11 protein-coding genes are annotated in these 12730 nt (G+C 59.2%); 4 read left to right on the top strand and 7 right to left on the bottom strand.

The window, feature by feature from the left end:
* Positions 1 to 12: 12 nt before the first annotated feature.
* The 3 genes from ACXAC3_RS21390 to ACXAC3_RS21380 form a co-directional block, all read right to left on the bottom strand.
* A complete protein-coding gene (locus ACXAC3_RS21390) occupies positions 13 to 1995 on the bottom strand; it encodes a vWA domain-containing protein (RefSeq protein ID WP_475164681.1) in 1983 nt (660 codons plus the stop codon).
* On the bottom strand, positions 1992 to 2531 hold the full coding sequence (locus ACXAC3_RS21385) for an RNA polymerase sigma factor (RefSeq protein WP_475164678.1): 540 nt from the start codon (positions 2529 to 2531) through the stop codon (positions 1992 to 1994). The genes ACXAC3_RS21390 and ACXAC3_RS21385 overlap by 4 nt, the downstream gene beginning before the upstream one ends.
* 62 nt (positions 2532 to 2593) lie before the next feature.
* A complete protein-coding gene (locus tag ACXAC3_RS21380) occupies positions 2594 to 4174 on the bottom strand; it encodes an FMN-binding glutamate synthase family protein (RefSeq protein ID WP_475164676.1) in 1581 nt (526 codons plus the stop codon).
* Positions 4175 to 4389: 215 nt separating this feature from the next.
* On the opposite strand from ACXAC3_RS21380, the gene ACXAC3_RS21375 reads away from it, so the two are divergent.
* Together ACXAC3_RS21375 and ACXAC3_RS21370 are read left to right on the top strand one after the other, a co-directional pair.
* On the top strand, positions 4390 to 4797 hold the full coding sequence (locus ACXAC3_RS21375; RefSeq protein ID WP_475164674.1) for a fluoride efflux transporter FluC: 408 nt from the start codon (positions 4390 to 4392) through the stop codon (positions 4795 to 4797).
* Positions 4794 to 5156 (top strand): fluoride efflux transporter FluC, encoded by a 363-nt coding sequence (locus ACXAC3_RS21370; protein WP_475164673.1) that lies wholly within the window; start codon positions 4794 to 4796, stop codon positions 5154 to 5156. Before ACXAC3_RS21375 ends, ACXAC3_RS21370 begins: the two co-directional genes overlap by 4 nt.
* Positions 5157 to 5242: 86 nt before the next feature.
* Here ACXAC3_RS21370 and ACXAC3_RS21365 read toward each other — a convergent pair whose 3' ends face one another.
* Genes ACXAC3_RS21365 through ACXAC3_RS21350 form a run of 4 tightly spaced genes read right to left on the bottom strand, consistent with a single transcriptional unit; the run spans position 5243 to position 9240 of the window.
* Entirely contained in the window at positions 5243 to 5569 is a 327-nt protein-coding gene (locus ACXAC3_RS21365; protein WP_475164671.1) for a cytochrome o ubiquinol oxidase subunit IV, read from the bottom strand.
* Positions 5562 to 6194 (bottom strand): cytochrome c oxidase subunit 3, encoded by a 633-nt coding sequence (locus ACXAC3_RS21360; RefSeq protein WP_475164670.1) that lies wholly within the window; start codon positions 6192 to 6194, stop codon positions 5562 to 5564. Before ACXAC3_RS21360 ends, ACXAC3_RS21365 begins: the two co-directional genes overlap by 8 nt.
* Positions 6191 to 8281 carry a cbb3-type cytochrome c oxidase subunit I gene (locus ACXAC3_RS21355; protein ID WP_475164668.1) on the bottom strand — a complete coding sequence of 697 codons (2091 nt, stop codon included), beginning with the start codon at positions 8279 to 8281 and terminating at the stop codon, positions 6191 to 6193. Before ACXAC3_RS21355 ends, ACXAC3_RS21360 begins: the two co-directional genes overlap by 4 nt.
* Entirely contained in the window at positions 8278 to 9240 is a 963-nt protein-coding gene (locus ACXAC3_RS21350) for a cytochrome ubiquinol oxidase subunit II family protein (RefSeq protein WP_475164666.1), read from the bottom strand. The genes ACXAC3_RS21355 and ACXAC3_RS21350 overlap by 4 nt, the downstream gene beginning before the upstream one ends.
* A gap of 177 nt (positions 9241 to 9417) precedes the next feature.
* On the opposite strand from ACXAC3_RS21350, the gene ACXAC3_RS21345 reads away from it, so the two are divergent.
* The gene (locus ACXAC3_RS21345) at positions 9418 to 10653 is read left to right on the top strand and encodes a lytic murein transglycosylase (protein WP_475164665.1); all 1236 of its coding nucleotides are present in this window, start codon (positions 9418 to 9420) and stop codon (positions 10651 to 10653) included.
* Between the two features lie 405 nt (positions 10654 to 11058).
* Complete coding sequence (locus ACXAC3_RS21340) at positions 11059 to 12687, top strand: peptide ABC transporter substrate-binding protein (RefSeq protein WP_475164662.1); 1629 nt, start codon at positions 11059 to 11061, stop codon at positions 12685 to 12687.
* The last annotated feature ends 43 nt before the right edge of the window (positions 12688 to 12730 follow it).

The raw sequence follows: 12730 nt of genomic DNA, 5'->3' as shown, positions 1-12730 counted from the left end.
GCCGCGAACCTGTCAGCGGGTCAGCGTTTCGGCCAGCCTCATCAGCGTGACCGCTTCGGCCCGATATCCAAACGGGTCGTCGCCCTTTGAAGAATTGGCGAGTTCTATTGCGTCTGCATAGGACCACGAACCCAGGTAATCGCCGCCACGCAGCAACTGACCGAACCCGGCAATGGCATAGGAAAATTGGACTTCTCCGGTAACGCGCCCCTGCCCGGGCAAAATCGGCTGTTCAATCAACTGGCTATCGGACGCGCCGGGCGTCTTGTAGCGCAGTTTGAAGAAGCCAATTTCATCCGTTCCCTCGGATACCGCCTGTTCGGCATAGCGCAGCGGACCATTTCGGATCGCATCCGATCCCACCGGGGTAACTTCGTAAATTGCCGTCACCGAGTGGCCGGCGCCGATATCACCGGCATCCACCTTGTCATTCGCAAAATCTTCTCGCCGAAGGGCCCGGGTCTCATACCCGATCAGGCGGTATTCGGCGATCCGCGCCGGATTGAATTCGATCTGAATCTTGACGTCATTGGCAATCGGAAACAGCGCCCCGGTCAGTTGATCGACCAGCACCTTGCGCGCCTCGCTCAGCGTGTCGATATAGGCGGCCTGCCCGTTGCCGTTCTGCGCCAGCGCCTGCATGGTCGCGTCGTCCAGATTGCCCCGGCCAAAGCCCAGGACGCTCAGAAACGTGCCACTGTCGCGCTTTCCTGCGATGAAGTCTTTCAGCGCTTCGGCGTCGGACAGTCCCACGTTGAAATCGCCATCCGTGGCCAGGATCACACGTGTCACCTCTCCGTCCCCGGACATCCCTTCGGCAACCTGGTAAGCCTGCTGCAGCCCGGCCTGCCCCGCTGTCGAGCCGCCTGCTTCCAACTGGTCCAGAGATGTCAGGATCTTGCTCCGCTCCGAAGCCGCCGTCGGCTCCAGCACCTGCCCGGCGCTGCCCGCATAGGTCACGATCGAGACCTGATCTTCGGGTCGCAATTCCGACAGCAGCAGGCGGAAGGACTGCTTTAGCAGGGGCAATTTGTTCGCATCCTGCATGGACCCGGACGTGTCGATCAGAAAGACCAGGTTCAGAGGTGGGCGGTTCTCGATCTGCGGCAACGCACCCTGCACCCCAATATGGACAAGCTGCGTGCCTTCGTTCCACGGTGTGGGTGTCACGGTGATCGACGGGCGGAAGGGCGCGGCCCCGTCGGGCGCGGGATAGGAATAGGGGAAATAGTTCACCATCTCTTCAACTCGCACCGCATCTTTCGGCGGCAGTTGACCGCGCATCAGTGACGACCGGACAATCGAATACGAAGCCGTGTCGACGTCTATCGAAAATGTCGAAACCGGGTCTTCGCTTGTGACCTTTAGCGGATTGGTGTCCGCGTTGGCGAAATCCTCGGTTTCAGTTTGAATTTCCTGGCGATCACCGGACTCCCGAGTAAGAAGATTGCTGATCGCAGGTTCGGTTGCCGGGGACGCGGCAAGAGGCGCGCTTTCTGTCAATCCAAACAGGTCGGAACTTTGACTTTGTGCCGCAAACCCGAGACGGCGTTTAAGTTCGGGCACCGCCTGTTCTTCCACGACAACTGGAGCTTCGACGACCGGCTCCTCCAGATTTCCTTCGTATAGATCCGCTGAGGCAGCCTCATCGTCCAGTTCGGCGATCTGCGTTTGCCGCTGACTGTCACTTACCTGCGTCGGGTCCATCACATAATCGCGTGTCTGTGGTACGATCATCACCAGCGCCACGGCGGCGATTGCAGTTGTCGCGGTCAGGGCACCGCGGTGTGAGAGGGCATTCAACATGGACTTCGCTCCTTCTGTCAGGCGGGCCAGTGGGCCTCGCTTGACAGTCGGACGCATGGCGTGCGGCAATTCTTGGCTGTGCGAGAAATTTTTCTGCGCCAGTTCCAGATTTTCGGCCCGGCGCTGCGCGTTCGGAGGTGGGGTTGCATCCTCCATCAGCCTTTTGAGGTGTTCAAGATCGTCTGTCATTCTGCCAGTTCCTCTTGCCGAAGGGCGCGCAGGCGCTTGCGGATGTCCGACATGCGCCACGACACTGTGCCCTCGGACACGCCCAGCACCTCGGCGGCCTGGGCGTGGGTCATCTCGTCTTCCAGTGTCAGCGCCAGCGTGTCCTGCAATTCTTGTGGCAGGGACCGCATGGCGCGCTGCAGCCAATCGACGGCTTCCGCGGTTTCGGCTGCTTCGGCCCGGCGCATCTGTTCGATGTCGCCCCACCCTGCCGCTGCGCGGCTGTGGCTGGCCTGACGACGGCGTGCGTCTTCGGCGGCATTCACAACCACACGGTACAGCCAGGTGGTAAACCGGGCCTGTGCCCGAAACCCGGCAATTTTCGCGGGCAGGGCCGCACATATGTCCTGCGTCAGGTCCTCGGCCTGATCCGCCCGTCCTGTCAGACGGAAAGACAGGCGAAAGACGCGGTCATAATGCCGTGCCAACAGGGCGGCAAACGCATCAGCGTCCCCTTTCGCGGCGGCCTTTGCCAAATCCTCATCCGATGTAGTCATGCGCATCACGATGGGTAAGACGGATCAAAACTGTCAATCCTTGGCGGAGGAACAAAAAAATTTCAGAAATGCGCGGCCGATGCCATTTGCCAGTCTGCCGCAAAGCCGTTCGGGATCGCCTCGGACAGCAGAGCGCCCTCGTCTATGAAAGTATAAAGCTCGGCATAAGATCTTTCGCGTTCATCCGCCGTGCGGCGACGGATATCGGCGGGGCGCAGGTCTGCCACCCTTTCTTTGCCCATGGCACCCAGAAGCTCGCGAAAGCTTTCCAGCGTGGCGTCGTGGAAACGGCGCACCCGCTGACGTTTTTGCGGAATGTTAACGGCCCGCCCCCGGATCGGATCCTGTGTGGCCACCCCAGACGGGCATCGGTTGGTGTTGCAGTGCAAGGCCTGAATGCAGCCCACCGCAAACATCATTGCCCGCGCCGCATTGCACATATCGGCCCCAAGGGCGAATTTCTCAACCATGTCATACCCGGTGGCCACCTTACCCGAACAGATGATCCGGATCTTGTCCCGCAGACCCACGCCGCGCAGACAATTATTGACGAATATCAAAGCCTCGTTCAGCGGCATCCCCAGCCGGTTCGTAAATTCCACCGGGGCCGCGCCCGTGCCCCCTTCGGACCCGTCGATGGTGATGAAGTCCGGCAGGATTTCCGTCTCCAGCATTGCCTTGCAGATTGCCATGAATTCCGACGGTCTGCCGATGCACAGTTTGAAGCCGACGGGTTTACCATCCGACATCTCCCGCAGATGCTGCAAAAAATGCATCAATCCCGTCGGGCCCTCAAAGGCCGAATGAATGGGCGGGGAAATCACGTCCTGATGTTCCGGGACGCCGCGGATCTCTGCGATTTCCTTGTCCACCTTGGCCGCGGGCAGCACCCCGCCGTGCGAGGGTTTGGCACCCTGTGACAGCTTGATCTCGATCGCTTTGACCACGTCCTTTTTTGCCTTTTCGGCGAACATTTCCGTGTCAAACCCGCCCTCGGGCGTGCGGCATCCAAAATAGCCGGTGCCGATCTGCCAGATGATGTCGCCGCCTTCGGCCAGATGGTGCGGCGACAGACCTCCTTCGCCGGTGTTATGCGCAAATCCCCCATCCTTTGCACCGCCGTTCAGCGCCCGGATCGCGTTGGCGCTGAGCGCGCCGAAACTCATCGCCGACACGTTCAGGCGCGAGGCGTTGTAGGGTTTGGAACATTGCGGACCGCCCAACATGACCCGCTCTTCGCTTTCCGGCACATCTTTTGGCGCAAGCGAATGATTGGCGCGGTGATAGCCAACCGTCATGATGTCGTATTGTGTTCCAAAGGCCTGCGTGTCCACCTGCCCTTTGGCGCGGGAGTAAACCAACCCGCGAATGATCCGGTTGAACGGGCGGCCGCTTTCATTGGTTTCCACGAAATACTGCCGGATTTCCGGGCTGACGAATTCCAGCATATAGCGGAAGTGACCCAGCACCGGATAGTTGTTCAGTACGTTATGTTTGGTCGTCAGCATGTCATACAGGCCGACTATGGCGTACGGGATCAGAAATACCAGCAACCAGTGGGCGGGCGGCCAGAAGAACCCCCAAAGCAGAGTCAGCGGCAGGCAAACGTAACTCAGGATGTAATAGAGTCTGCGTACAATCATTCGTGCTCTCCCAATGTGGCGCCGGCCCGGTTTGTTCAGACAGGGTTGCCCAAGGCCAACCGTGGTACAAGTCGGCTTTTGATTGCAAGCGTTTGTGCCTGGCCTCACGCGATCGGGCGGTTTTGTGAAATTGGCAAAGCCTTTGGCGGCGGTTGATCCCCGCGGCGTCAATCGGTATCCCCGGTCAGAGGTGAATTTGGGCAGGACCATTGGCCGTGACAAAGACCCGAACCGCAGTCCGGACCACTGCCGTTATGTTCCTGGCCGTTTTCGTCGGCGGTGCAGCCGGTTCGCTGCTGCGCGAGGTGTTTTCGACGAGCCTTCCCGGCACCGCAATATTCACAGCGACATTCGGCATCAACGTCGTCGCGTGCTTTATCCTCGGCTGGCTGTATTCCATCCGGCACCGCGTTCATGCCCATGTTCTGCACCTCGGGGCCGTGGGGTTCTGCGGCGGATTGTCTACCTTTTCGTCCTTTGTTGCCGAGCTTGAGCGTATGGCCATGTCCAGCCCGTGGGCCGCAGTTTCCGCCGCCACATTGGAAATCGTCTTTGGCCTCGCCGCCGCAATTCTGGGCGAAACAATCGGGCGGCGTTTTCATTCCGCGAGGTCGCGGGAATGAACGAGCTTTACCTGCACGCCATGTTTGGGCTGGGCGGCGGCCTTGGTGCCGTGTTGCGTCACTGGATGGCACTGCGGGTCCGTCATGACCTGCCCTTGTCGACCTTGATCGTGAATGTTCTGGGCAGTCTGCTGCTGGGTTTGTGGATTGGTTACCTCGGCGGACCGGTGGACATGGGCGAGGAAGAAAGGCGGCTGGTTTTTGGGTTTTGCGGCGGGTTCACCACGTTTTCCAGCTTTGCCTTTCAATCGCTGGAACTGAGGCGCGACCGCACGATTGCACTGGCTGCCGGCAATATCCTGTTAAGCCTGATCCTGTGTTGGGCAGCGCTGTGGCTGGGTCTTGCCCTGATGAGCTAAGGCGATGGCACCGGGCCTTTGCTGCAACGATGACCGTTATCACGGATTTCAATGTCTGGGCTCTTCGCTGCTCGTAGGGTCCGTCTTTACATCGGGTAGGTATGCATCCGCACCGCAAGGTTGCCCATGATCCAAACCGTCCCCAGTATGATGATCAGCAGGACGAGTGTCGAAAACAGAACAAGGTCCAGATCCTCGCGGCTGCTGCGACGGCGGTCGATATGCAGGAAATAGACCAGCTGAACGACCAGCTGTGCCAGTCCAAGAAGGCCGATGGACAGGTAGACACCTCTGGTTTCGATCCCAAACCTGTGCGCGATGGCAAATACCGCCAGCGTCAGCAGCAGCGATCCGCCATAGCCGATCACATAGCGGCGCCTTTCGCGGCGGTGCATCTCGCTGCGCTTATCCATAGGTCAGCCCTCCGAAATAAACGATGGTGATGATGCCGATCCAGATCAGATCAAGGAAGTGCCAGAACAGAGCCAGCCGCACCACACGCGACATCAGCAGATCGGTCAGACCAAACATGCGCAATTGAATGCCCAGCACGATCAGCCACACACAGCCCGCCGCCACGTGCAAGCCATGCAGCGGCACCAGCCCGTAAAAGGCGGACAGGAACCCACTGCGCTGCGGTACACCGCCTTTTTCCGCCATCGCCATGAAGTCCCGGATTTCCAGAAACAGAAAGCTGAGCCCCAGCACCAGCGTTACGCAGAACCACAGCACGATCCGGGTCCTCGGCAGGTTGTATTTCAACGCCAGCATCGCCAGCCCGACCGTCAGGCTGCTGGTCAGCAGGATCATTGTCTGCGCGAATATGCTTGTCAGGTCGAACAACTCATGCGGACCGGGCCCGCCCGCCTGCGCGTCGATCATGGTGATGTAGATGGCGAACATCAGGCCGAAATAGACCAGATCGCTCATCAAAAAGACCCAGAAGCCAAAGGTGACGACCTCGGTGGCCTTGTGGGCGCTGGCGTGACGCCGCCCAAGGTTTAGCCCCGGATAGCTGTGCGTGGGCGCGCGTTTCATGTCGTGGCCTCCAAATCCGGGCGGGCCAGCCCGCGGTTTTCGGGCGCGGTTTCGTGGTCGCGGTCAACGGGCGTGGATGTGTGGACCAGATCAAGCCAGGCCTCGTGCTGTCTGCGCACTTCTTCGGCCGGAATGACCTCTTCGGTGTCGGTTTTGAAGGTCCAGAGAATGAAAGACAGGAGCATCGCAACAGTCATCAACGCCGCCAGCCACCAGATCCACCAAACCAACGCGAACATCCAGACACCGCTGAGCACGCAGAGGATGAACCCGATCCCCGTATTGCGGGGCATCGCGATGTCTTCATAGGCGTCCGGCTTTGGATATGCGTCTCCGCGTTCCTTGGCAGCGGCAAAGTTGTCCCGGTCCGTCACGTTTGGGATGACCGCGAAGTTATAGGGCGGCGGCGGAGCGGGGATCGACCATTCCAACGTGCGCGCGTCCCAGGGATCACCGACCGGAACGCGGGTCTTGTCACGCTCACGGATGCTGACCCACAGTTGGACAATGACCGACAACAGCGCCGCAAGGATGACCAGCGCGCCCAACACCGCGACGATCATATATGGGTGGAAGCTTGGGTCTTCCCAACTGAAGGATCGGCGGGGCATCCCCATCAGCCCCACGAAATACAGCGGCAGGAAGGTCAGCATGAAGCCGACGGTCCACAACACGACCGTCACCCGCCCCCAAAACTCGTTCAGACGGAAACCGAAAGCCTTGGGGAACCAGTAATTGTACCCGGCCAGCAGGCCGAACAGCACACCAGGCAGCAATACGTTGTGGAAATGGGCAACCAGAAACAGCGTGTTATGCACCTGGTAATCGACCGTCGGGTTGGCAAGGATCACGCCGGACAGGCCGCCGATGACAAACAGCATCAAAAAGGCCAGACCGTACAGCATCGGCACCGAGAACCGGATGCGCCCGCGAAATAGCGTCGCCATCCAGTCATAGACCTTTACCCCGGTGGGGATGGCGATCAGCATGGTGGCAATGCCGAATACCGCGTTGATCAGGGCGCTTTGCCCCATGGTGAAGAAATGGTGCAGCCAGACGGTAAAGGACAGGACCGCGATCGACATCGTCGCTATGACCAGCGAATTGTAACCGTATAGCCGCTTGGCCGAGAACGTGGCGAACACTTCGGAATAGATGCCATAGGCGGGCAGAACCAGCAGGTAGACCTCGGGGTGGCCGAACAGCCAGAACAGGTTGGCATAGTTCATCATGTTGCCGCCCAGATCATTGGTGAAAAAGTGGAAATCCAGGTACCGGTCAGCGGCCAGCATCAGCGCCGCGACCCCAAGCGGCGGCATTGCAAAGACGATCAGGATCGAGCTGCAGATGATTGTCCAGCAATACATCGGCAGCCGCATGAACTTCATGCCGGGCGCGCGCAGCTTGTAGATCGTGACGGCAAAGTTGATCCCCGTCAGCGTCGTGCCGATACCTGATACGACAATGGCCCAAATCCAGTAGTCCGGCCCCACGCCGGGATTGAACGCCGCACCGGTATATGGCGGGTAGGCAGTCCAGCCGCCGGTCGAAAACTCTCCGACGACCAAAGACACCATCAGCATCATCCCGGCCGAAACCGTCAGGCCAAGGCTGATCTGGTTCATCACCGGAAAGGCCACATCGCGGGCGCCGATCATCAGCGGGATCAGGAAATTCGCCACGCCGAACACAAAAGGCACCGCAACAAAGAACACCATGATCGTACCGTGGGTGCTGAACAGCTCGGCAAAATGCTCGGCCTCAAGAAAACCGTCGCCGGGCCCTGCTGCCTGCTGGGCGCGCATGACGACGCCTTCCAACACACCGCGTGCCAGCATGACGATAGCAAAGACGATATACATGATGCCGATTTTCTTGTGATCCGCGCTGGTCAGCCAATCGCGCCACAGCGGCCCCCACAGCCGGAACCAGGTCAGCACCCCCACCACGGCAATGACGCCAATAATGACAACCGCCGCCGCGGCATTGGCAACGATCTCATTGGTGTTTGGCGTCTGGATCAGCCCGGCGATCGGGAAGGCATCCCAGTTCAATCGCCCGAAAAAACCGGAATCGGCGGTGGTCATTGTGCGCCCTCCTGCCCGAATTCGGCGGTGCCCGGCTGTTGATCTGCCGGCAGAGGTTGGTCGCCGTGATACCGATGCAGGATGGATTGGAACAGATCACCGCCCTGCAAGGTAAAATACAGGGCGTTGTCCGGCATCTGTGCTGTTCCCAACGCCGCCTGTACCTCATCCCGATCCGTTCGCATTGCCAATGTGCGATAAGTCTCGGAATCCAGGGGAATGCCATTGGCGCGAACCGTGGCTACCCAGGCATCGAAATCCTCGGTCTGCATTGCCAGCGTTTCGAACTTCTGCTTGGTGAAACCCCGGCCATTATATTGCGTGTTTTCGCCCTGCATCGTCTCGGGCCGGTCGGCGACAACGTGCAATTGCGTGGTCATACCCGGCATGGCGTAAATCTGACCGGCCAGTGCCGGGATCATGAAAGACTGCATGACCGTGTCGGTCGTCAGAGTCATCGCCACCTGCTGTTTAACCGGAATCCCCAGTTCACCCACACTTGCGATGCCCAGATCGGGATAGATGAACAGCCATTTCCAATCCAGCCCGACGACCTGAACCTGAAGTGCCGGCATTTCGCCGAATGTGGCCGCGTACGGGTCCAGCCGATGCGTTGCCTTCCACAGATAGAACGACAGGATGGCGACAATCAGAACCGGCACGCCCCACATGACAAATTCCAGCTTCGCCGAGAAATCCCATTTGGGTTCGTAGGCGGCGTGGCCGTCTTTGCGTCTTCGGTATCGCAGGGCGATCAGGGGCACCAAAACCAGGACAGGAACCACGGCTATCAGGATCAGAAATGTGGCACGCAAAAGATGGGTCTTCTGGATCGTCGCTATCGGGCCCTGCGGTTCCATGAAGCTGTCGCTGGCCCCTGCCATCTGGGCTGACGCGGCAACGATCACAGCGGCCACCAGAATTACCGGTGACACAGTTGAGCGTCTGTATGGGGCCACGCCTGATCGTCCTCTCATGCCATCGCTTTCGGCCAACTATCGGCAGAGTCATAAGATTTCTCAAGGGTTTTTCCAAAACCAGTGATTGTCCGGTGCCGAATCCGAACAACCTTTCGTGCATCAGGCAGACGGCCTGTGGTTGACTTGGGGTCCGGGACAGGTGAGACATTTTTTTAAATGCGTTGGATCATTCTCGCCATTGGCCTGATGTGGCTGTCAACAAGCGCAACCGCGCAGGACCGCGTAGCAGTCGAGCGGCAGTTTCAGACATGGTTGCAGGAAACTGTCTGGCCGCGCGCCAAGACACGAGGCGTATCCCGCCGCACGTTTCAGCAGGCTTTTGAGGGTGTTAGCCTCAACTGGAAGTTGCCGGATTTGGCCCCGCCGGGGCAGGCCAAACAGACCCCGAAGCAGCAAAAGCAGGCCGAGTTCGGATCGCCGGGGCGCTACTTCAAAGCAGGTTCGGTTCAGGGGGCGGCGTCAGTTGGCCGTCAGATGGCGGACCGCCATGCGCCCACGCTGAGCCGCGTGGAAGCGGAAACCGGGGTTCCGGCCCGGATCATTCTGGCTATCTGGGGTCGCGAAAGCGGGTATGGGCAGGTTCCCATTCGCCATAATGCGTTTCAGGTGCTGGGGACCAAAGGTTTCATGAGCACCCGCGCCGCGTATTTCACCGATGAGCTGATCGCCGCGCTACAAATCGCCGAAGCCGGGCATGCCCCGCCCGGAGCTTTGAAAAGCAGCTGGGCCGGGGCGCTGGGTCAGCCGCAATTCATGCCCTCGAACTTTTTGGCCTATGCCGCCGATGGAAACGGCGACGGGCGGGCGGATATCTGGACCTCAGCCGACGACACTATCGCTTCGATCGGGAATTTCCTTGCGCAACATGGCTGGATCACGGGGCGGGACTGGGGGTTTGAAGTGAACGTCCCGGCCAGTGTCTCTTGTGCCCTGGAAGGGCCGGATCAGGGCAGGCCCGTTCAGGACTGGGCCGCGATGGGGATCGCACGGGTTTCCGGCAGGCCCTTTCCGGCACATGAAATGACAGGCGAAGGGTACCTGATGATGCCTGCCGGGCGACACGGCCCGGCCTTTGTGGTGACGCCCAATTTCTACGTGCTCAAGGATTACAACAAAAGCGATCTGTACGCCCTGTTCGTGGGCCATGTCGGGGATCGGATACAATATGGTGTCGGCAATTTCAGCGGACGCTGGGGCAAGGTCGGCAATCTGTACCGCTCGGATGTGGCAGCGATGCAGCGCGCATTGGAGCAGCAGGGCCATGATGTCGGCGGTGCCGACGGGTTGCCCGGGTTCAAGACCCGCCGCTCGATCGGACGCTGGCAACAGGCGACCGGCCGCGCCGCGACCTGTTTCCCCGAAGCCCGCATGAAAGCGGAACTGATTCGTTAGCGATTCGCCCTGACGTTAAGGCAATCTGCACACGGTCCCGGAAAAGGGCGGTCAATAATCAGCGTTCCGCTTTCACGAAAATGTCACGAAGTCCCAGAGTTTCATCATAATATTTCTGTCGCAGACCTCGTTTCATTCACAATCCACCTCCGGTTGCTCAATTTGCAGCCAAAGGCTTTAACCTTTTTTGAAATAGTGCCACCTTCTGCGTCAGTGAAAGGCGACTTTCGCAAACACGTTTCCGACTGCAAACCGAAAGACTGCGACGCGGTGTTCATTGCGATCTGACAAAGCAAAATTCGAACCAGTCCCGGTCTTGTACAGGGTCGGACAAACATGGTGGCAACCCGCCATCCTGTAGGGATGCGCGTGTTGTGCCGCTTCAAAAAACGGGAGTAGAAAAATATGAACAAGTACATTCGGACGTCTCTGGCGAGTCTGCTGACCTCGACCATGATCACCGGCGCCGCTTTTGCCGCTGGCACCCATCCAGAAACCGGCGAAGCGCTGGCGGATGACCAGACCTTTACCTACCGCATCCTGGACGAACACAGCTCGGTCGACCCGCAGGTTGTTGAGGACGTATCCGGCGCGGAAATCGTCCGTGACCTGTTCGAAGGCCTGATGAACCAGGACGAGGACGGCAACCTGATTCCGGGCGTCGCCACCGGATTCACCACCAACGACACCAAGGACGTCTACACCTTCACTCTGCGTGAAGATGCCAAGTGGTCGAATGGCGATCCGGTCACCGCAGGTGATTTCGTCTTTGCCTGGAAACGTGCCGTCGATCCCGCCCTGTCCTCGCCTTATGCGTGGTTCATGGAACTGATGTCGATCGAGAACGCCTCGGAAATCATCGCGGGCGACAAACCGATCGACGATCTGGGTGTGACCGCCATCGACGACCGTACGCTTGAGGTCAAGCTGAGCGCGCCGCTGCCGTATTTCGCGCAGATGACCACGCACTCCACCACCTTCCCTGCCCCGCAAAAAGTAATCGAAGAGTTCGGCGACGCCTGGACCAAGCCTGAAAACATTGTCTCGAACGGCGCTTATGTTCTGACCGAGCATCTGCCGCAGGAACGCTCGGTCCGCGAGCGCAACGAGATGTACTGGGACAACGACAACACCATCATCGAAAAGGTTGTGGCGCTGGTCATCAACGATGAAAACGTCGCCCTGACCCGCTATCTGGCCGGTGAGCTGGACCGTACCGAAGTACCCGCAGGCCAGTTCCCGCGTCTTCAGGGCGAGCACCCCGAAGAGGCCATCAGCTTCCCACGTCTGTGCAACTATTACTATACGTTCAACATGTCCGACAGCGGCCCCGAGGCCTTCAAGGACCCGAACGTGCGTCAGGCGCTGTCGCTAGCCGTAGACCGCAAGATTATCACCGAGAACATCATGGCAGGTGGTCAGCCGCAGGCTTATACCTTCGCGCCTGAAGCAACCGCCGGGTTCACCGTTCCCGAAGTTGAAATGGCCTCGATGTCGCAGCAGGAACGCGACGAACTGGCCAAGGAACTGCTGGCTGCTGCAGGTTACGGCCCCGACAACCCGCTAAGCTTCGAGATGGTCTACAACACCTCGGAAGCGCACAAGAAGGTGGCCGTGGCGCTGAGCCAGATGTGGAAGCAGAAACTGGGCGTGAATGCCGAACTGGCAAACATGGAGTGGAAGATTTTCCTGGAAGAGCGCGGCAACCAGAACTTCGATCTGGCTCGTGGCGCATGGTGTGGCGACTATAACGAAGCCTCGACCTTCCTGGACCTGCTGCAGTCGGATTCCGGCTATAACGACGGCAAGTACAACAACGCCAAGGTTGATGAACTGCTGGCCCAGGCCAAGACTGCGGACGACGCCGCACCTCTGTACACCGAGGTTGAGCGCATCATCGCGCAAGAGACCCCTGTTATCCCGATCTACCACTATGCTGGTGTCTACATGATGGACAGCGATGTCGGGAACTGGCCCGTCAATAACGTAGAGCAGAACTGGTACTCCAAGAACCTCTACAAAATCGCCGAGTAATCTTCCTTTGATCACGCTTTGCCCCGGAGTTCTCTCCGGGGCA

Source organism: Ruegeria sp. ABV4_181 (assembly GCF_056158465.1).
This window is presented reverse-complemented; position numbering and strand designations above follow the sequence as displayed.

Coding starts and splice junctions, on each gene's coding strand:
- ACXAC3_RS21390 (WP_475164681.1), bottom strand. CDS start 1,995: ATGACAGACGATCTTGAACACCTCAAAAGGCTGATGGAGGATGCAACC.
- ACXAC3_RS21385 (WP_475164678.1), bottom strand. CDS start 2,531: ATGACTACATCGGATGAGGATTTGGCAAAGGCCGCCGCGAAAGGGGAC.
- ACXAC3_RS21380 (WP_475164676.1), bottom strand. CDS start 4,174: ATGATTGTACGCAGACTCTATTACATCCTGAGTTACGTTTGCCTGCCG.
- ACXAC3_RS21370 (WP_475164673.1), top strand. CDS start 4,794: ATGAACGAGCTTTACCTGCACGCCATGTTTGGGCTGGGCGGCGGCCTT.
- ACXAC3_RS21365 (WP_475164671.1), bottom strand. CDS start 5,569: ATGGATAAGCGCAGCGAGATGCACCGCCGCGAAAGGCGCCGCTATGTG.
- ACXAC3_RS21360 (WP_475164670.1), bottom strand. CDS start 6,194: ATGAAACGCGCGCCCACGCACAGCTATCCGGGGCTAAACCTTGGGCGG.
- ACXAC3_RS21355 (WP_475164668.1), bottom strand. CDS start 8,281: ATGACCACCGCCGATTCCGGTTTTTTCGGGCGATTGAACTGGGATGCC.
- ACXAC3_RS21345 (WP_475164665.1), top strand. CDS start 9,418: ATGCGTTGGATCATTCTCGCCATTGGCCTGATGTGGCTGTCAACAAGC.
- ACXAC3_RS21340 (WP_475164662.1), top strand. CDS start 11,059: ATGAACAAGTACATTCGGACGTCTCTGGCGAGTCTGCTGACCTCGACC.